The following is an 18,536-nucleotide window of genomic DNA, read 5'->3' as shown; positions in this document are numbered from 1 at the left end:
ATGTCCTGCACCTTTTTATGTTTCAGGGGTATACCTGTCTGTTTGTTCTTTCGCTGCGTCATGTAGTGCTATTCCTGGTGGTAGTTCCCCTGCAAGTTACCCTGAAATTCGTTTACTGTAGCAGCATCAGCGTTGATAGTAGCGCCTTGTGTTACAAAAATCCCATAGCCACCACTGTTTCTGAATTCTGAATTCGTAACACTGATTCTCCCCCGAACACCCAAATTCGATTTTTGATGAATGCCATTCAGCTTATTGCTACCCCCATAGTTCATACCAACATAATCAAACTGGTTCAGCGGACTGTTGCTGTCAATCAGGATGCCTTTCCATGAGCCAGATATATAATTCTTCCCGCTGAATAAAACTAAAGCTGTCTCGCTGTTCCCTTTCGCAATCATATATCCGTCATCCTGCACATACAGGGCTTTATCAGCCGCAAACTCAAGCATGGCATTCGCTGTACCGTCGTTCTGTATCTTTACCCCTGATTGGATGTACAGATCATCGGTAATATGGTACCTGGCGCCATCATTGAAAACAGGCCAAGCCACTTCCTGATCATATACAACATATCCTGCTGTTTCTAATCCATTATAGCCGTTGCTGTCATTGAGGCGGGAAGCAGCATCCAGTTTATGCACCTGGCTCGCATCCACGTACATGGCGGCACCCAAATTATGGCTAAAGCTGTTATTCCCAAACGCAGCCAGCGTACCCCCTGCAGACTGCACCGCCATACCGTAGCCGCCACTGTGCGTGAACGAAGAATTGCTCACTTTCAGGGTACCTTCCTGCCCTATCATGCTAAAATCACCCCATAGGACTACGTTTGCTTTAAAAGCTTGATTTCCCGTCGCGTAATCACCTTTCCCGCCATAAGAAACTTCCACATGATCCATTTCATTCATACTATTGTTAGACTGAATGATGATACCTTTCCAGAATCCTTTCATTTTATCAAGGCCAGTGAAAGTAATTTTGTTGGCTGCTGTTCCTTTTGCCTTCAAATAGCCAGTCCAGTTTACAGACAGCCCCTTATTTGACATAAATTCAATGCTAACGCCCGGAGCCACTGTTACTCCTCCTTCAATAGCCAGGTCATGAATAGCCACGTATTTGGTGCCGTCCTGCATAAGCGGCCAGGTAACTCCTGTTGTCTGTTGATGCACAGTGCCTCCTATGCCTATCATATTCGAACCGGCAGCTCCTGTAAAGGTAGAGGCAGCATCAAGTTTGTGTATCTGGTTTGCGGTTACAAACAAGGGCAGACTGCTGTTATCGCTGAAGGAGTTATCAGAGAAAACGGGTATCTCACCCAGCACGTACATCCCATATCCGTTCGCGTTTGTGAAAGAGGAGTTTTTTACGCTCAAAGATGCAGCTGTTATAGCGGTACCTGTTATGCCGACGTTCGTTTTAACGTTTTCGGGCATGTCACGCATCGTACTGCTTCCGGCATACCCTACTTCTACTTGAGTAAGTTCGTTTAGTGCATTGTTAGAATCGAAAAGTATACCTTTCCAAAAACCGGGAGTCTTGGTTTTGCCTGTAAATACAATCTTCTGGGTAGCTGTGCCTCGGGCAGTAATATAACCCTGGGGGAGAACCTCTAGTCCTTTATCTGCCTCAAACTCAATTACCACACCTGGCGCTATGGCTACCCGGGCTTTCACCTGTATATTATTGGTGACAATGTAATCAGGCTTTGCTGGGTCTGCCTCTCTGTTTTCAAGCACAGTAAATTCAGTGATGTCTTCTGATAGAATACCATTTGAAGGTGCTGTATTATCTGCTATAGCCATAACAGCCACCTTGTCTTTCTTCTGCGCGTTCGCGCTGGATACAGTTACCTCCCACTCATATTCACCTGGCAGATCAGGGATAAAAGTGGGCTTTGCCTGTGTAGGATTCGTCAGCGTTACATTACTTCCTGCTGGCTTCTTTGTACCTGCCCAATTAAAGCTCAGCGTTTTATTTTGATCATCTTTTGATGCGGAGGCATCCAGCGTTACTGTCTGGCCTACCTGCACAGTCTGGTCAGGTCCAGCATTTGCAGTTACTGTACCTGCTCTTGGAGCTGGTTCCACTTTCTCATTTTCACAACCAGTCAGGAGAAAGAGAAAAGAGACCAAAAGAAAAAGAAATTTTCCGCCCGAATAGAGGCTAAGTGTTTTCAGTAGATGCATACTGCCAATACCATGCAGGTGGTGCGTACTTTTTGCCAGAAAAGAAGCTGATTTTAATGATGAGTTATACATAGTTTTTTGGTAGTGATAAGTGTAAGTAAAAAATATTATAGTTGAACTTCTGCTTATTTCTGACTCCCAGGATGCATCTTGCCTGTTCCCGAATGATGATTTATTATTTAAGATTTCTCTTGCATGCATCTCTACAGCCTATTCTCTCTTTATCAGCTCCGAGCTTTGTTCTGATGGTAAGACAAGTGGGTTTTGAAAAGGGTTGTATGCGTTATAATATTTTTATTTTTCTTTGTATTCATCAGCTCTTAAACCTGATGAAAGAGGTGGTGCTACACGTAAAAGCTCCTGTCGTTGTGAATTAGCCTCAGAGGCAAAGACAGATTTCAGTACTAACCAAAAAAGAAGCACAGCAGAGAAGGCTTCTTTAAGCCTTCTCTGCTGTGCTTCTTTTTTAAAGCATTTCTAAATGGGAACCCTATGGCTGCAAAGGATTCTTTAGTTCTCCAATCCTGCTAATCTTTGTTTCTGGAAAAGTAAACCGCTGCTGCGGAAATCACAATGGCTCCTATAGCCAGGTTCTGCAATAAGCCCTTCCGGTTATAGTTCCACTCTGCATTCATGCCCCTTTCAGCCCATATATTAGGAGCCTGACCCTGTTTGAGGTCATCCAGAATACCTTCTACCACATTTACGCGGTCTGCCAGCAACAGAGGTAACCAGTGGCCAAAACTGCCTTCACCATACTGGAAAGCATAGCGCCGGAGCATGCCACTCAATCCGCTCGGTGGCGCAGAGGTTCCGAAAACGGCTGTAATATTCGGGCGCTCAATAGAATGCAGCACCTCTATATTAACTGGTTGCAGAGGCGGCCGTTTCCAACTGTAGCCGCTATGGTCTTCGTTGGCACGTTTCCGCATGGGATAAGTGGGGTCGTTCTTCGGATCTGCGTCTATGCCCCACCCTTTTATATGTGAATAGTCTTTTGCTGTTTTTTCCATAGTCCTGTTTGTTTATATTTTGGCTGATGGTGGAATTAGAACTGGCTTGATGCAGTCATCAAGCTTATCTGCAAAAATGCGGTACGCATCGGATACTTCCTCTAGTGGGAAGTGGTGCGTAATCAGCTCTTTGGGGTTAAGAATACCACTTTGCACGTGCTCTATCAGTTTCGGCAACAGGCGCTTTACGGAAGCCTGGTTTGCCCTGATGGTAAGGCCTTTGTTTACAAGGTTACCGATTGGCACTAGGTTGAGCGTAGGCCCGTAGATTCCTACAATGGAAACTATACCTCCTTTTTTGGCGGAGTTGATAGCCCATTGCAATGCTGTGGCAGAACCTGCCTGCATCAGCGTTTTTCTGCCGGTAAAGGTTTGCAAGGCACTGCCCGCTGCCTCGGCACCCACAGCATCAATGCAGACATCAGCTCCTAGCGAGTCAGTAGTTCTCTTCATGAAAACCACCGGATCTTCAATAGACCTGAAATTATAGGCTTCGCACTGTGCATACTTCCGCACAAAATCAAGCCGGTACTCCTCCTGGTCAAACACAATCACGCGGCCTGCCCCAAACAGCCAGGCACATCTCGCTGCCATAATACCCACAGGGCCCGCACCGAAAACCACGACCGTGTCGCCCTCCTGGATGCCACCCATTTCAGCCGCCTGGTAACCTGTCGGCACTACGTCGGTCAGCATCACGGCGTCATCCGGATGCATGTTATCCGGAATAACCATGGGCCCAACATTTGCATACGGCACACGCACATACTCTGCCTGCCCCCCGTTATAGCCACCAGCTATATGGGAGTAGCCGAAGATGCCGCCTACTGCTGTAGCCTGCGGATTCGCTTCGTGGCAGTTCCCGTACAGTTCCTGCTTACAGAAGGTACACTCTCCACAGGCTATGTTAAAAGGCACTATCACCTGGTCACCCACTTTCAGCTTGTTTACATCTGCCCCAATCTCTTCCACCACTCCGATGAATTCATGTCCAAATGTCTCCCCTACGCGGGTGTCCGGCACATTGCCGTTGTATAAGTGCAAATCAGACCCACAGATACAGGAGCGGGTAACCCGAACAATGGCATCCTGGGGATGCAGTATTTCGGGCATCGGTTTGTCACGGTCTAATCGGACCCGTTGAGGGCCCCGGTAGTTCATAGCCAGCATAAGTTTGTTTTCTTCGTGTTGATTAAGAGATTTTTGTGATTCCTGTGGCTTAGCGACTGCTCCTGATGTTCCATAGCAGGAGCAGTCGCTAAATCAAGTATAAGTAGTTACTTGTCTGCTTAGTCAAAGTTTCAGAAACAGGCTAAATAAGCGGGTTAAGTATCTTTACAGGGTGATACTGTTCTACCAAAACCGGCTGAAAAAGGCTTAGGCATGGCCTCTCTCCTATTGCCCAGTCCTCGCGCTGCCACCATATGTGTAACAGACTCTTTAAAATAATTCTATTAGTTTACGCTTGCTGAAGCCAGTAGTTCGGGTATCTTCATCCTATACTTTCTAATGCAACAGGTGCTGTGGCAAAGTAAAGCTGCATTTTCACCCAATGTATATGAGCGTTATTTCATGTGCTTCCGCGGCATTGCCTTTCGTACCTCGTATAGCAGCATACCCGGTGTGCAGAGCTAAATTTATTTCTTGCGTATGTTGATTCTAAGGACAGCGACAACACTACTCATTATTTACCTTCTACTCATGGGTCTTTTATCATTTCAGCAAGAGCGAATGATTTTCTTTCCTCAGAAGCTTACAGCAGATCATGCCTTTCGTTTTAACCAGGAATTCGAGGAAATTTATATACCAACTAAAGACGGTGTGAGGCTGCATGGGCTACTGTTTAAGGCTGCTGAACCAAAAGGACTCGTGTTTTACCTGCACGGTAATGCCGGCTCTGTAGATACATGGGGCATGATAGCCCAAACTTATACTGGTTTAAATTATGACATCTTTATTCTGGATTATCGCGGCTACGGCAAGAGTGAAGGGAGCATTAGCAGCGAAAGACAATTTTATGAGGATGTACAGGCAGCTTACGACCAGCTGAAATCGATTTATCCTGAGAACCAGATTGTCATAGCGGGCTATTCTATAGGCACAGGACCTGCTGCCATGCTGGCCTCAGTAAACAAACCGAAGCTATTGCTATTGCAGGCCCCCTACTACAGCCTTGACAACCTAATGCAGAACCTCTACCCTTTTGTGCCTGCTTTTCTGCTAAACTATAAATTCGAGACATTCCGCTTTGTGGAGAACACGGAGGTTCCTATTGTTATATTTCATGGTAAAGAGGATGAGATAATTTATCCGGGTTCTTCGGAAAAGCTGAAAGCGCACCTGAAGCCAGGGGATAAAGTAATTTTACTGGAGGGACAGGGGCATAACGGAATGAATGATAATCCTGCGTATCAGAAAAAATTAGCGGAGGTATTTGCTACCGTTGATTAAAGTACAAGTGCTTTATACTATAATGCGCACACCGTATTCAGGCATAAGAACAGAACAAGAGTAGCACTGAAAATTACTCCCCTTCCCTTTACACCAATTGATGCTTTTATGGATTACATAATTGTACCGTTTGTATCTAAAAAAGCAGAATCTGCTAACCAATGAAATTGGACTTCGTTTTATAGTTTATATATAAGTAAAAGCAAAGAAATCATGGCTGACAATAAAGGAAGAGATGCAAAAAAACCCAGTGAAATATCTGGGAGCGGATGGAAAGAGGTGATGTTAAGGGTAAAAGACCAACTAACAAAAGACAATTTAAACATTGTTGCAGCTGGTGTAGCATTTTACTTCTTCCTGTCGATTTTTCCCTTGATGGCTGCCACTATTTCAATTTACGGACTTGTAACAGATCCTGTTGAAGTAGAGCAGCAAATGGAGCAACTCACTTCTGTTTTACCAGAGAGTGCGCACGAAATGCTATCGGAAAGGCTGCACAACATTGCACAAAGCTCAAGTTCTACATTAGGCTGGGGTGTGGCATTGAGTATACTCCTGAGTTTATGGAGTGCCAACAAGGGGACGAAATCGTTGTTCCAGGGCATTGACATTGCCTATGATGAAGAGGAAACAAGAAGCTTTTTTAAATTAAACGGAATCACGCTGCTTTTCACCATTGGTGGTATCGTGCTGGGCATCATGTGCCTGGCTGCAGTAATTGCCTTTCCGGCACTGGTAGATAGCCTGGGGTTGCCGAGTGTGCTAGAGACGGTTATACAATGGGGCAGGTGGCTTCTGCTGGCAATATTTGTGATGTTCGGACTGGCTCTGCTTTATAAAATTGCTCCAGATAGAGACAACCCTAAATTCAAGTGGGTGAGTTGGGGATCAGCTATTGCAACGGTTTTATGGTTAGTAGGGTCGCTGCTGTTTTCCTGGTACGTTAACAATTTTGGCAACTTTAACGAGATGTATGGCTCTGTTGCTGCTGTTATTATTCTCATGCTGTGGCTTAACCTGACTAGTTTCGTTATACTTTTAGGTGCAGAAATCAATTCTGAATTGGAGCATCAAACTGCCAAAGACACCACTGTTGGAAAGGAAGAACCAAGGGGTACTCGCGGTGCTTACCACGCCGACCGTGTGGCGGGGCAGGACGATACGCATTAATTACTGTGAGGTGTAAAAGGAGTTATTAACAGTGAGGGCAAAAACCCGGTAAAGTTGTGTGTCAGCAGTAGTATTTAAAACAGAAAAGGAGCACATGGCTCCTTTTTTTTGCTTGAATTTATTACTCTAAAACTTGTCTGACGCATCTGCTTCACCCACTTTTTCGAAATGAGTGGCCTGTTTAATGGTTTTTTCTTTTCCATCAGCGTCTTCATAAGTGCGCTCCTCCACTTCCACTGACAGTGTTTTTCCCTTTAGCTCTTTTGAGTCTACCTCGGCTTTCTCAATACCTACTGCTTTCAGGAAAGAAGCCAGGATAGGTTGACCTGGATCACTTAGGTAGAAACGCTGGTTAACAAACCCGTCTTCATTTTCCAGGCGGCAGTTAATAAAGGGCACTTGTTTGTTTTCACTTTTACCTTCTTCCACCTCTGTTATTTGCACTACATGCCGTCCATCAGTCAGAAAAGGCTTTTCATCTATTTTCAGTTTCATAATTCTCGTTTTTTTAAGCTAATAAACTCTATTTGCTAATAAAATACGCAATCATGTCAATTTTGTTTTTCTTTATAGCCACACCACAAGCATAATACTAATTCATTTAGTATCAAGGCCTCTCTAAAAACACAGCTTTAACCTTAACCTTTACTTTGTCCGTACAACTTACTATACCCGAATATGTAAGGGGATTTAAATTATATTTTAACAAAGACAACAATAACTATGGCAGATAAGAAAGATAATATTAGCAATGAATCAAAGAGCCCTGAAGGCAAGGGTGGAAACGTTAGCGGACAGCAGCCAAAGAATCAAACCGGACCTGTAGAGGGCGGCGCTGACAATACGCGCGGCGAGAACAAGCCTAGTAGTGAAGGTCATGGTGGCGGCGCAAAACCAGGCAAGGGAAAGCCTGGCGATAAAGATCACACCAACCTGACCACGACTTCGCGCGGGGCAGATAGTACAGACAAAGAGTTCCGTACCGACCAGCCTAACGCCAGCACACTGAAAGGACACAAAAGCAATGAAGGTTTGGGCAACGAGAAAGGCTAAGCTCCTTTGATGGAATTAACCCAAGAGCATAAACCATTGCTACATATAAAAGACCCGGGACTTCCCGGGTCTTTTTCTTTACTATTATTTTAGACGCTACTCCTGAAAAGTGCCACCTGCCTTTACCTGTAAAGTAACTCTCCTCTAGCTATCTGGCTTAACCGTACATTGGCTGTAACTACACTGCCTGCTTCCTACCTCCTCCTGAACAGATAGCAAAACATGCATGAATTCTTGAAAATAAGGTACATCAAAGCCGGAATATTTTTATATTGCTTCTGGTACTGCTTCGCGAAGGCTTAAAATTGCCCGCGGACAAGCGCTACCGCACAGGCATTGCCTTGACTCTTAGCGAAACCTTAACCAGCCACAGCTATGTATCTACTTCCTATCAACCGCCGAAACTTCCTGAAAGGAGCAACGGCCACACTAGCCCTGACAGCGCTCGGCGCAAACGGAATAAGCCTTGCCGATCCGGCAAAAACGCTGCGGGTAGGCTTAATCGGGACCGGCTGGTACGGCAAAAGCGATTTATTCCGTTTGATGCAGGTGGCCCCGGTGGAAGTAGTTGCGCTCTGCGATGTAGATAAACACATGCTGGATGAGGCGGCATTACTGGTAAGCCAGCGCCTGAAATCGCGTAAAAAGCCCCGGCTGTACGAAGACTACCAGAAAATGCTCGCCGAAAACAAGCTGGACATTGTGCTGATTGGCACCCCTGATCACTGGCACGCCCTGCCAACCATTGCGGCGCTAAAAGCTGGAGCCCATGTGTACGTGCAAAAACCGATTAGCGTGGATGTATTGGAAGGGGAAGCCATGGTGGCTGCTGCCCGCAAGTATAACCGTGTGGTGCAGGTGGGTACCCAGCGCAGAAGCACACCCCACCTGATAGAAGCCAAAAAGAACATAGTCGATGCTGGTCTCCTGGGGAAAGTGTCACATGTGGAGATGTATTGTTATTACCACATGCGCAGCACTGCAAACCCGCCAATCAAACCAGTGCCGGATTTCCTGAACTATAACCTGTGGACAGGGCCGGCTCCGCTACGCTCTTACGATGGCCTGCCGCACCGTCGCTGGCGCAATTTTATGGAGTATAGTAATGGGATTGTCGGGGATATGTGTATCCACATGTTTGATGCTGTGCGTTGGATGCTGCAGCTCGGCTGGCCGAAGCGCGTTTACTCCACCGGCGGGATTTACGTGCAAAAAGAAGGAGCGGCCAACACTTCCGATACCCAGACTGCTACATTCGAATATGATGAACTCAACTGCGTCTGGCAGCACCGCACCTGGGGCACACCGGTTAATCCTGAGTATCCCTGGGGATTAACCATTTATGGTGAGAAAGGAACGTTATTAGCCAGTCCCCATCAATTTGATTTCATTCCGGTGGAAGAGGGTGACGAAAGGATTCACCGCGATGCAGTTTATGAAAAAGAAGAGTATCCCGAGGATCTGAAAGAAGAAGGTATGGAATTGCATGCGGCTCCGGCCACCAGGCTTCACATGCTGGATTTCCTGGCCGCCATTGAAAAAGGCAGCAAACCGGTGGCTGACATTGAGCAGGGCCACATTTCCACGGCCAGCTGCATCCTAGCCAATTTATCCATGGAGTTGGGGCGTCCCCTGGTCTATGACCCTGTAAAGCGCGAAATCACAGGCGATCCGGAGGCAAGTGCGCTGCTGCAACGCCCTTACCGGCACCCTTGGGTTCACCCCGACCAGGACAAGGTATAATGAATATGCTGCCGTTTGAGAGCTAAGGCTTATACAGTTTCTCTGCATGAACAGTCTCAAAGAACTATGGACACTCATCTGGCTTGCAGTGAGGGGAATAGAACAGGACTACACCACCTTAAGCATTAAGAGAAGCATCGTTTTGCTGGCAGTGCCGATGATTCTTGAAATGGTGATGGAATCTCTGTTTGCCGTTGTCGACATATTTTTTGTGGGAAGACTTGGCTCCAGCGCCTTAGCCACAGTAGGGCTTACGGAGTCGGTGTTGATGATCATCTATGCTGTAGGTATGGGTATCAGCATTGCCGCAACAGCGCTGGTGTCGCGCAGGTTCGGTGAAAAGAATTATGCCGAAGCAGGGAATATTACCTACCAGCTACTGGTAACCGGCAGCATTTTAGCGCTGCTGATGGGTGTTTTGGCCACGTACTTTGCAGCAGACATCCTAGCCTTGATGGGAGCCACACCTGACGTTATTTCTTCCGGCCTTACTTTCGCTCAAATCATTTTTGCCGGTAACATCGCTATAATGGTCCTCTTCCTGGTAAACGGGGCCTTTCGCGGTGCAGGACTTCCACACCTGGCCATGCGTGCCCTCTGGATCGCGAACGGAGCAAACATCATACTGGACCCTATCCTTATCTTTGGATTAGGCCCGATAGCTGGTTTAGGACTGGAGGGAGCGGCCTGGGCCACCACTGCCGGCAGAAGCCTGGGTGTTGTTTACCAGCTGTATCACTTGCTCAATGGCAGGCATTTACTGCAGATTGGGCGGGAAAACCTAGTGATTCGCTTTGCCATGATCAGAAGGATCCTTCAGGTTTCTTCCGGTGGTATGGGGCAATACCTGATAGACTCAGCCAGCTGGATTTTCCTGACAAGAATAATAGCCGAGTTCGGAAGCCAGGCGCTGGCGGGCTATACCATTGCTTTCCGTATCATCATATTCACTATCCTGCCAGCATGGGGCCTGTCTTCAGCAGCAGCCACGCTGGTGGGGCAAAACCTGGGGGCGCAAAAAGGGAAAAGAGCTGAAATTGCCGTATGGCTGACGGCACGTTATAATGTTATCTTCATGGCTGCCGTCACGGTGGTTTTTCTTCTGTTCGGCGAGCACCTGGCCGGTTTTTTTACAGTGGAGCCCGAAGTGATACGTGTGGCATCAGAAGCATTGAAAATTATCACCCTGGGCTATATATTTTTTGGTCTGGGTATGGTGATGGTGCAGGCATTTAACGGAGCCGGCGACACCAGAACTCCCGCTATCATCAACATCGTGGTGCTTTGGATACTGGAGATTCCCCTTGCCTATTTGCTAGCCATTTCTTTCGATCTGGCTGCCACCGGTATATTCATCGCTATTGCCATCTGCCACTCACTGCACGCGCTGGTGAGTTGGTGGTTATTCAGGCAGGGCACGTGGAGGAAGGTGAGCGTTTAGGTTCGCCTCAACTTTAAATGAAATAATCATAGAAACCGCAACCTTTGATATATATCAGATGTAGTAGAAAATTCACTATATAGAATGAAGTAGACATATTTGATGGGAGTCTTTGACAAAAAATATCCGAAAGCGACAAGAGCATCTTATACACCAGGTAACGAGCAGGAGGCATGGATTGCTATCATGCATGCCTGCATTGCTGTTGATGAAGATGTAGCAGATGAAGAGTTGGAAGAGTTAGCGCAGGCATTAGCTTATAAACCAATGTTCGAGGGGCACGATGTGCGGGAATATTACAAAGCGGTCTTACTGGCTCATGCCGGAATCGGCAGCAAACAGTTGATTGACAATAGCGTGGAATATATTTCGGCTGAACGTAAATACGACCTTTTTGCTTTAACTATCGAGTTAGTACTTGCCGATGGCATACTGGCTGAAAAAGAAAAAGAGCTAATCAGTTATATATCTTCCGCCCTGGACTTAGATGAACAAACTGCCATCAGAGTTGTAGAAAAAAGAATACAGGATTATAAAGACAACACATCAGAATAGTGCTTTTACATGGCATTGCTGATAAACATTATCAGCCTAACATAACTTCAGATTGTACAGCAGCAGGTGGCAGGCAGTATTATTCAACGCATATGTGTACCTTGCATGTAATTACTTTCCGGGCCTGTTCAGAAGGCAAATTCGCACAAAAGCTGTAACTTATTAAAGCAGCTGCCGGAAAGGTGTTGAAGGAGAAAAAAGCACATGAGAGTAACAGGCAACATACGCCAGATTAAAAACAGCAGAGATAGCAGGAACAAGGATATAGCTGTGCACATTAACACAGTAGAATACATCACCCAGAAAAAAGACGGCAAGTACTACCAGGCTTTTGACTTTGTGGATGAATTAGATATACCCCTCGTCATCACAGGCGACTGTCTGGCACTCACAAACTCTAAACAGTCAGCAGAAGGTGAGTATGAATTTCAGGTGTTTGATACAACCGAGGAGGATGATTACGAGCTCAACGAGAACAAGCACCTCGCCCTCACCCTGGACTATGACTTTGATGCAGAAGTTGCCATTTTAACCTCTGCCACTTACACTATCACAGTCTCTAACGAAGATTTCAAGCAGATAAAAAGCGAACGAAGTAAAGCCAGAAAGCAAAAACAGGGAAAAGGCAGAAAGAACAGGTAAACCTTATTTATGCGCTGAGTCAGACGTAAAAATGCTTTATCACTTCCTCAGGTACAGGACAAGATTGGTATAATCAATAACCCCTCGCTTAGCAGAAAGAATATCGGCGCCAATAATGCCGTCTACCTCTTCCAGCTTCATGTCCAGGAAAGCCTTATTCACATGGTCCAGGTTTATCAGGTAAATACTCGAATTGTTTATTTCAAGCTGCCCTATCTGCATCTTGTTGCCGGTTGACAGTTGCATTCCCATAGTGCCACCCCCTGTTCCTGTAACCTGCTTATTTGATTTACGGGACTTTAAATGGAACGCAGACTTTCTTTTCTCCTCCAGTATGGTAGCCCCGGCTCCTGTATCCAGTATAAAATTCCCACGCACGCCATTCAGGTAAACCTGCATCTGGAGGTGCCCGGAAGACATCTTCTTTAACTGTATCCGCTCGTACTCCTGGTGCTTCGTCAGTAGCTCGTCCAGGCTCATGTCGGCTATAACATTTGTTACGGCTGTATCACTTCTTTCAATTAGTGCCTCAGCTGCAACACTGGTAGCGGGCTGCGGCGCATCACAAGCCGCTACTATAGCCGTTAGTGCTATTATAAAGTAACAGAAAACCTTACTCATATTTGATACCTGTTTCGGATATGCTTTAGTTTTAAATGGAAGAGTCTTAAGGCAGTTAATGTTACCACCTGCTCTCCAATGTATAAAGTATATCTGCACAGAAATCGTTTCAAAATCAACTGAACCAAGCTTTTCTGTAGAAGTTAATCTCCCTGGGATTTAAGCAGGAAGAGCTACCTTGCCGGGTAGCTTTTCCTGTAAGCTTGTTCAATCCATCTTCAGGTTCAGGACCGGATTGTTTGAAGCCGCTTTTATGGCCTGGTAACTAATGGTAACGAAAGCTAACAGTGCAGCTACAATACCTGCTGCCAGGAACACCCACAGCGGTATATCGATGCGGTAGGCAAAATCCTGCAGCCAGGTTTGCATGGCATACCAGGCCAGCGGGAAAGCGATAAGCGCCGCTACTACCACCAGCTTCAAAAAATCTTTGGAAAGCAAGGTAACAATAGAAGACGTTTCAGCACCCAGCACCTTCCGGATACCTATCTCTTTCTTCCTGCGCTCTGCCGCATAGGCAGCCAGGCCAAATAAGCCCAGGCAGGCAACAAAAATTGCGATACCAGTAAAGATGGTCAGTAGGGTTTTTAACTTGTCTTCTGCCTTGTACATCTTCTGGAAGTTGTCATCCATAAAAATATAATCTAAAGGATAATCAGGTGAGAACTCTCCCCAGACTTGCTTTACATGATCTATGGAACCTGTGATGTTCTTAGACTCCATTTTCACGGCTACTTTAATATAAGCACCCGGATAAATCTGCAGTACCGTCGGGTCCATCTTATCATACAGGCTTTTGAAATGAAAGTCTTTTACAACACCAATGATTTTGCCTTCCTTAAGAGAGTCTTGGTTATCCCATCTTGGCCAGAATAACGTCTGCCCCAGCGCTTTCTCCGGAGTTCCATACCCCAATTCTCTCACAGCAGTCTCATTAAGCATAAAAGCATGATTTGCGTCTGTTTTAAAATCCTTAGAAAAGGGTCTTCCTGCTACCACCTTAACATCAAGTGTGTTGATGTAGTCAAAGTCTACCATGAGCATGGCCGTGGACTGGGGCACCATCTCCCCGTTTCGCGGCACATTCACGCCGTCACCTGCCGTGGCATCTCCCGGAAAACCGTATCCAATCGACACCCCCTTTATGCCTGGTCCTGTCAGCACCTCGTTTTTGAAAGTTTCGTAGTTGCTGAACATATTGTCTCCCCTCATCTGGAAGAACATGATCTGTTCTTTATCGAAGCCAAGGTCTTTGTTGTGCAGGTAAGCCACCTGCTTGTAAACAACGCCGGCACATATAATAAGGAAGATAGACAAAGAGAACTGTACCACAATCAGCCCATGCCGCAGCCACTGTATTTTACCCACTTTACTATCCACTACAACAGCACTCTTCAGCACCTTTACAGTTTTGAAACCAGACAAGACCATGGCCGGGTAAAGCCCTGCCAGAATACCTACCACCAGCGTCAGGAGGAGCAACAGTATTAGGAGAACTGGATTTGTGAACAAGTTAAATGTCATTTCTTTACCCGTAAATTCGTTCAGCGACGGCAACAGCAAAGAAGTGAGTGCCGCAGAAAAAATTACACTGATGAGCGTGAGCAGGATGGTCTCTCCCAGGAACTGCAGCATAAGCTGGCTCCGGCTGGCACCTACCGCCTTCCTTACCCCCACTTCTTTTGCCCGCTGCATTGACTTGGCAGTAGCCAGATTCACAAAATTAAAACATGCAATCAGTAAGATGAAGACGGCGATAATGCTGAGCGCCCTCACATATGTAATGTTACCCTTGATAGACTGGTCATGTTTGAAGCCTGCCGAATACAGGTATACTTCGTTCAGGGGCTGCAGGAAAGGGAGGTACCTGAATGGTTCGTTTCTTGCCTCATCAATCTGCTTTGCAACAATATCCCGGAACTTCGATTGCGCCAGCTGCGCATCGGCCCCTTCTTTTAATTTAACATAAGTATAAAACTGCTGCCACCCCCAGTTTTTCATCCGTTCAGCTGGTATTTCTGCAGCGGCAAGAGGAAGCACAAAGTTTACAGGTAAATGGAAGCGCTCTTCCGTACTGAAAACCCCTCTTACAATAAACGGTTGCTTGTTCACAGATACTTCTTTACCCACAGGATCTATGTCGCCGAACACTCTCCTGGAAAATTCATCAGAGACAACGATGGACGAAGGATCCGCAAGTGCTTTTTCGGGAGAACCATAAATAAACGGAAGCTGAAATATCTCGAAAAACGTAGGTTCGGCATAGAAACGACCCTTTTCATAAATACTCTTCTCTCCCACCTCTACCAGTTGATTGGCATCAAACTGCAGCATCAGGATACGTACGACAGACGCTACCTCCGGAATGCTTTCCTCTAAAGTAGACCCAAAGGTGGGAGGCACAACCGCTAGTATGGTACCGGCTTCCTCAGCAGATATATCGTTATAAACGCGGTAGATTCGTTCTCCTTCCGGAAGAAACTTGTCGTATTGCAGTTCATCATGCACAAACAGGCCGATCAGCAGACAGGCGGTTAGGCCCAGCGCTAACCCGGCAATGTTGATAAAGGAGAACCCTTTGTGCCGGAAGATATTCCGATAGGCGGTTTTAAAGTAGTTTCTAAACATACAGGAGTCGGTTAGGCTGTTCTGATTATTTTTCCAGTTTTATCTTGCTTGTACTATGGCTAAAACAGATTAACAGAACAAATGCCAAAACACAAAAGCATTCATAATCAACAACTTATATTTTTAACTCATTTCCACAGCGTGCAAAATCGCGCTATAAGTGTGCGAAAATGCACACTTTATCTTTTGATATAAAATGGTTCTTATTCAGAATCAACATATTGTAATAATGGCATAATTGTAGTTTCTTTCTAGCTATAAATCTAATATATGCAACTGAAGAAGGCTTCTGTACTTGTTGTCGATGATGATACTGACGTGCTCACGGCTGTTCGCCTGTTACTGCGGCCGCATGTAAAAGAGATCGTGACCGAGAAGAACCCCGAAAATATCCAGTCGCTGCTCGCCCAACATTCTTTTGATGTAATACTGCTGGATATGAACTTTGCCAGCTCCATTAACACCGGAAACGAGGGGCTTTTCTGGCTCAAGAAAATAAAGGCGCTGAAGTCCGAAGCCTCCGTCATCATGATCACCGCCTATGGCGACATCGACCTGGCCATCCGCTCCCTAAAGGAAGGCGCTTACGATTTTGTGGTAAAACCGTGGCACAACGAAAAGCTCCTCACCACCATTCAGGAAGCCATCAGCAAAAAAAGCAATGGTGCGAAAGTCTCCTCCTCCCCTGCCGGCAGCACATCGGTAATAGGTTCAGAACTATTAGGAGAATCGGAAGTGATGCTGGATATCTTCTTCAAGATAAAAAAAGTGGCTCCCACCGATGCCAACATCTTGATATTAGGAGAAAACGGGACTGGAAAGGAGTTAATAGCCAAAGCCATTCACCAGCACTCCCTGCGCGCTGATAAATCCTTCATCAAGGTGGATGTAGGCGCGCTGACTGAGTCACTTTTTGAAAGCGAGTTGTTTGGCCATAAGAAAGGCGCCTTTACTGATGCCCGGGAAGACCGGGCCGGGCGTTTTGAGTCCGCGCACAAAGGCACTGTTTTCCTGGATGAAATAGGCAACATTTCGCTGCACCAGCAATCGAAGCTGCTGAGCGTGCTGCAGAACCGGCAGGTGATACGGGTGGGTGCCAACGAGCCCGTGGATATAGATGTGCGCCTGCTGTGTGCCACCAATGTATCAATGGCTGAAATGGCAAACGAGGCCCGCTTCCGGAAAGACCTTATTTACCGGATTAACACCGTTGAAATAACAGTTCCGCCGCTCCGCAAACGGGGAGATGACATCCCGCTGCTGGCGCGTCATTTTATCACGGTGTATGCCAACAAGTACATGAAGCCTGCTCCGGAATTAGCTAAATCAGGGCTGGAGAAACTCAAAAACTACCATTTCCCGGGCAATGTGCGGGAGCTGCAGTATGCCATAGAGCGGGCGGTGATTATGGCTGACAGTGATGTGCTGGAGGCACAGGACATTATCTTCTCTCCCATAGAAGCAGCGCCGGCAGCTGAAAACCTACAGCAGGAGACTAACCTCGAAGAGCTGGAGAAAACCACCATCCTGCGGGTGCTGGAGAAACACCATGGCAACCTGTCAAGGGCATCCAAAGAGTTAGGAATTACGCGCACAGCTTTATACAGGCGACTGGGCAAGTATGATATTTAAGAATTTTGAAGGAAAGCTTATTCTTCGGGTGATACTGCTGTGTGTTACCCTGAGCACCCCGGCCATTATTATTCTGAAAGGCTGGCCTGAGGCACTAGTATTTCTTCTGCCCCTTATCATTTACCAGGTTTTTGAGCTCATCCGCTTTCTGAAGCAGGCCCAGGAAGAACTGAACCAGTTTGTAGAATCCATCCACTACCGTGACTTCTCGAGGTACTTCACCGAAAAGCACGACTCCGCCCAACTAGATGCACTTCGGAAAGGCTTTAATGAAATCAATACCACTTTCAAGAGCATCAACCGGGAAAAAGAAACCCAGCACCAGCACCTGCAGAAGATTCTGGAAATGGTTGACACTGGCATCATCACTTACGATATGAACAGCGGTGAAGTGCTACTCATGAATGAGGCCATTAAGAAGCTCCTGCATGTCCCTTTCATGAAAACCATTCATTACCTGCAAAAGAGAGACAATGTTTTGTACGCAGCACTCATGAACCTGAAGCCGGGGCAGAATAAAATAGCCACGGCCCATACGTCACAGTTAGATAAAACCCCACTCAAAGTACTGCTATCGGCAACAACCTGGCAAAGTGACGGGAACAGGTATAAACTGGTGGCCTTCCAGAATGTAAATGAGGCGCTCGACGAAACAGAGTCACAGGCCTGGCAAAAGCTGCTGAACGTGATGACGCACGAAATCATGAACTCCATTGCGCCCATTTCTTCCCTGGCAGATACACTGAAGAACCGCCTGAAGGAAGCAGTGGTCACGGGTGCCACCACCGAAGACTTTGAAGATCTGGAAGTAGGTGTTGGCACCATCAAAAGGCGAAGCGAAGGATTGTTAAAGTTTGCCCAGACCTACCGCAACCTCAGCAAAATCACTACGCTGCACCTGAACCAAGTTAACATCAAAGAACTCTTCACCAACCTGCAGCACCTCATGCAACCCACGCTTGCACAAAAGCAAATCAGGCTTAACATTGTCCTCACAGACCAGAACATCTCCCTCCAGGCCGACCCTAACCTGCTAGACCAGGTGCTGATTAACCTCCTGGTGAACGCTATGGAAGCCGTAAAAGATGTTCCTGAACCTGAAATAACCCTGAGCTCCAGCATCGACTCGGACGGCAGGATTGTAATTAAAGTGATTGACAACGGCGCAGGAATGTCCAGGGAAGTACAGGAGAAAATCTTTATCCCCTTTTTCAGTACCAAGAAGCAAGGCAGCGGCATCGGTCTGAGTTTGTGTAAGCAGATTGTGATGCTTCATCGTGGCACCATCCAGGTGCAATCAGAAGAAGGCGTGGGAACGGTGTTTATACTGCGATTTGGCTGAGAAAGATTGTATTATAGTTTCTTGAGGGCTGTTGCTGTTCATTTTGTATCATACCT

At 46.5% G+C, this 18,536-nt stretch carries 15 protein-coding genes; 9 read left to right on the top strand and 6 right to left on the bottom strand.

What is annotated here, in order from left to right:
• Positions 1–68: 68 nt before the first annotated feature.
• From E1919_RS15060 to E1919_RS15050, 3 genes are all read right to left on the bottom strand, one after another.
• Complete coding sequence (locus tag E1919_RS15060; protein WP_162054237.1) at positions 69–2,261, bottom strand: PKD domain-containing protein; 2,193 nt, start codon at positions 2,259–2,261, stop codon at positions 69–71.
• Positions 2,262–2,716: 455 nt separating this feature from the next.
• Positions 2,717–3,202 (bottom strand): hypothetical protein, encoded by a 486-nt coding sequence (locus tag E1919_RS15055; protein ID WP_162054236.1) that lies wholly within the window; start codon positions 3,200–3,202, stop codon positions 2,717–2,719.
• A 12-nt stretch (positions 3,203–3,214) separates the two neighbouring features.
• Complete coding sequence (locus E1919_RS15050; RefSeq protein ID WP_162054235.1) at positions 3,215–4,372, bottom strand: zinc-dependent alcohol dehydrogenase; 1,158 nt, start codon at positions 4,370–4,372, stop codon at positions 3,215–3,217.
• A gap of 561 nt (positions 4,373–4,933) precedes the next feature.
• On the opposite strand from E1919_RS15050, the gene E1919_RS15045 reads away from it, so the two are divergent.
• Together E1919_RS15045 and E1919_RS15040 are read left to right on the top strand one after the other, a co-directional pair.
• Entirely contained in the window at positions 4,934–5,653 is a 720-nt protein-coding gene (locus E1919_RS15045; RefSeq protein ID WP_237144408.1) for an alpha/beta hydrolase, read from the top strand.
• 213 nt (positions 5,654–5,866) lie between these two features.
• Positions 5,867–6,823 carry a YihY/virulence factor BrkB family protein gene (locus E1919_RS15040; protein ID WP_162054233.1) on the top strand — a complete coding sequence of 319 codons (957 nt, stop codon included), beginning with the start codon at positions 5,867–5,869 and terminating at the stop codon, positions 6,821–6,823.
• Between the two features lie 126 nt (positions 6,824–6,949).
• Here E1919_RS15040 and E1919_RS15035 read toward each other — a convergent pair whose 3' ends face one another.
• Positions 6,950–7,318, bottom strand: coding sequence for a hypothetical protein (locus E1919_RS15035; protein WP_162054232.1), 369 nt, complete (start codon positions 7,316–7,318; stop codon positions 6,950–6,952).
• Between the two features lie 228 nt (positions 7,319–7,546).
• On the opposite strand from E1919_RS15035, the gene E1919_RS15030 reads away from it, so the two are divergent.
• The 5 genes from E1919_RS15030 to E1919_RS15010 all read left to right on the top strand — a co-directional run bounded on the left by E1919_RS15030 (position 7,547) and on the right by E1919_RS15010 (position 12,257).
• Complete coding sequence (locus E1919_RS15030; protein ID WP_162054231.1) at positions 7,547–7,876, top strand: hypothetical protein; 330 nt, start codon at positions 7,547–7,549, stop codon at positions 7,874–7,876.
• A gap of 375 nt (positions 7,877–8,251) precedes the next feature.
• Positions 8,252–9,619, top strand: coding sequence for a Gfo/Idh/MocA family protein (locus E1919_RS15025; RefSeq protein ID WP_162054230.1), 1,368 nt, complete (start codon positions 8,252–8,254; stop codon positions 9,617–9,619).
• Between the two features lie 46 nt (positions 9,620–9,665).
• Positions 9,666–11,060 carry an MATE family efflux transporter gene (locus E1919_RS15020; RefSeq protein ID WP_162054229.1) on the top strand — a complete coding sequence of 465 codons (1,395 nt, stop codon included), beginning with the start codon at positions 9,666–9,668 and terminating at the stop codon, positions 11,058–11,060.
• Positions 11,061–11,162: 102 nt separating this feature from the next.
• Positions 11,163–11,615 carry a TerB family tellurite resistance protein gene (locus tag E1919_RS15015; RefSeq protein ID WP_237144455.1) on the top strand — a complete coding sequence of 151 codons (453 nt, stop codon included), beginning with the start codon at positions 11,163–11,165 and terminating at the stop codon, positions 11,613–11,615.
• Between the two features lie 204 nt (positions 11,616–11,819).
• Positions 11,820–12,257 (top strand): hypothetical protein, encoded by a 438-nt coding sequence (locus E1919_RS15010; RefSeq protein WP_162054227.1) that lies wholly within the window; start codon positions 11,820–11,822, stop codon positions 12,255–12,257.
• A 39-nt stretch (positions 12,258–12,296) separates the two neighbouring features.
• Here E1919_RS15010 and E1919_RS15005 read toward each other — a convergent pair whose 3' ends face one another.
• Positions 12,297–12,878, bottom strand: a complete 582-nt coding sequence (locus E1919_RS15005; protein WP_162054226.1) for a retropepsin-like aspartic protease — start codon at positions 12,876–12,878, stop codon at positions 12,297–12,299.
• Positions 12,879–13,085: 207 nt separating this feature from the next.
• Positions 13,086–15,506 carry an ABC transporter permease gene (locus tag E1919_RS15000; RefSeq protein ID WP_162054225.1) on the bottom strand — a complete coding sequence of 807 codons (2,421 nt, stop codon included), beginning with the start codon at positions 15,504–15,506 and terminating at the stop codon, positions 13,086–13,088.
• Between the two features lie 270 nt (positions 15,507–15,776).
• On the opposite strand from E1919_RS15000, the gene E1919_RS14995 reads away from it, so the two are divergent.
• Together E1919_RS14995 and E1919_RS14990 are read left to right on the top strand one after the other, a co-directional pair.
• On the top strand, positions 15,777–17,138 hold the full coding sequence (locus E1919_RS14995; protein ID WP_162054224.1) for a sigma-54-dependent transcriptional regulator: 1,362 nt from the start codon (positions 15,777–15,779) through the stop codon (positions 17,136–17,138).
• Complete coding sequence (locus E1919_RS14990; RefSeq protein WP_162054223.1) at positions 17,128–18,480, top strand: sensor histidine kinase; 1,353 nt, start codon at positions 17,128–17,130, stop codon at positions 18,478–18,480. Before E1919_RS14995 ends, E1919_RS14990 begins: the two co-directional genes overlap by 11 nt.
• Positions 18,481–18,536 lie beyond the last annotated feature (56 nt).

It is taken from the genome of Pontibacter pamirensis (assembly GCF_010015475.1).
Taxonomy (GTDB): Bacteria; Bacteroidota; Bacteroidia; order Cytophagales; family Hymenobacteraceae; genus Pontibacter; species Pontibacter pamirensis.
This window is presented reverse-complemented; position numbering and strand designations above follow the sequence as displayed.

What these genes read in the sequence shown, in the direction of transcription:
- E1919_RS15005 (WP_162054226.1), bottom strand. Translation starts at nt 12,878, where the DNA reads ATGAGTAAGGTTTTCTGTTACTTTATAATAGCACTAACGGCTATAGTA.
- E1919_RS15030 (WP_162054231.1), top strand. Translation starts at nt 7,547, where the DNA reads ATGGCAGATAAGAAAGATAATATTAGCAATGAATCAAAGAGCCCTGAA.
- E1919_RS15000 (WP_162054225.1), bottom strand. Translation starts at nt 15,506, where the DNA reads ATGTTTAGAAACTACTTTAAAACCGCCTATCGGAATATCTTCCGGCAC.
- E1919_RS15015 (WP_237144455.1), top strand. Translation starts at nt 11,163, where the DNA reads ATGGGAGTCTTTGACAAAAAATATCCGAAAGCGACAAGAGCATCTTAT.
- E1919_RS15035 (WP_162054232.1), bottom strand. Translation starts at nt 7,318, where the DNA reads ATGAAACTGAAAATAGATGAAAAGCCTTTTCTGACTGATGGACGGCAT.
- E1919_RS15010 (WP_162054227.1), top strand. Translation starts at nt 11,820, where the DNA reads ATGAGAGTAACAGGCAACATACGCCAGATTAAAAACAGCAGAGATAGC.
- E1919_RS15050 (WP_162054235.1), bottom strand. Translation starts at nt 4,372, where the DNA reads ATGCTGGCTATGAACTACCGGGGCCCTCAACGGGTCCGATTAGACCGT.
- E1919_RS14995 (WP_162054224.1), top strand. Translation starts at nt 15,777, where the DNA reads ATGCAACTGAAGAAGGCTTCTGTACTTGTTGTCGATGATGATACTGAC.
- E1919_RS15025 (WP_162054230.1), top strand. Translation starts at nt 8,252, where the DNA reads ATGTATCTACTTCCTATCAACCGCCGAAACTTCCTGAAAGGAGCAACG.
- E1919_RS15040 (WP_162054233.1), top strand. Translation starts at nt 5,867, where the DNA reads ATGGCTGACAATAAAGGAAGAGATGCAAAAAAACCCAGTGAAATATCT.
- E1919_RS14990 (WP_162054223.1), top strand. Translation starts at nt 17,128, where the DNA reads ATGATATTTAAGAATTTTGAAGGAAAGCTTATTCTTCGGGTGATACTG.
- E1919_RS15020 (WP_162054229.1), top strand. Translation starts at nt 9,666, where the DNA reads ATGAACAGTCTCAAAGAACTATGGACACTCATCTGGCTTGCAGTGAGG.
- E1919_RS15060 (WP_162054237.1), bottom strand. Translation starts at nt 2,261, where the DNA reads ATGTATAACTCATCATTAAAATCAGCTTCTTTTCTGGCAAAAAGTACG.
- E1919_RS15055 (WP_162054236.1), bottom strand. Translation starts at nt 3,202, where the DNA reads ATGGAAAAAACAGCAAAAGACTATTCACATATAAAAGGGTGGGGCATA.
- E1919_RS15045 (WP_237144408.1), top strand. Translation starts at nt 4,934, where the DNA reads ATGATTTTCTTTCCTCAGAAGCTTACAGCAGATCATGCCTTTCGTTTT.